Origin of the sequence: Psychrobacter sp. TB20-MNA-CIBAN-0197, from assembly GCF_040309765.1 — a bacterium.
In the GTDB taxonomy this organism is placed as follows: domain Bacteria; phylum Pseudomonadota; class Gammaproteobacteria; order Pseudomonadales; family Moraxellaceae; genus Psychrobacter; species Psychrobacter submarinus.
The window spans coordinates 1-330 of record NZ_JBEOPC010000250.1 but is presented as its reverse complement, the minus strand read 5'-3'; the positions used below and the strand labels follow the sequence as shown (position 1 = coordinate 330).

Annotated in this window: 1 pseudogene; it reads right to left on the bottom strand. The window is 51.2% G+C overall.

The annotated features are described in order from the left end of the window. Positions 1-330, bottom strand: a pseudogene (locus AAEY83_RS13535) (apolipoprotein N-acyltransferase); the annotation flags it as partial.

Below are 330 nucleotides of genomic sequence, written 5' to 3'. Positions count from 1 at the left end.
CACCCAAAGTGCCGCAAAAGCCAAGGGCTGCTTGCCAACCAGTCGATTAAAAATTAACGCCAAAAATCCATTAAACAAGCCCATGCCTAGACCCATCAGCCCAATAATAATCAAAGCCAGCCATGCGGGCGTCGCCCCATAGACATGGATGGACGTATAGAGCCAAAATGCACCCACGCACCATAGCCCCGTGCCGTATGCTTGACCGATAAAAAAGGCTCGGCGACCTGTCATCTCAGGCATCAATCGCGCGTATAAGATAGCGGGCGATACCAGTGCTACTGGCCAAATACCATAAGGCGCGAGCGCAAAAATAAATATTGCCCCTGC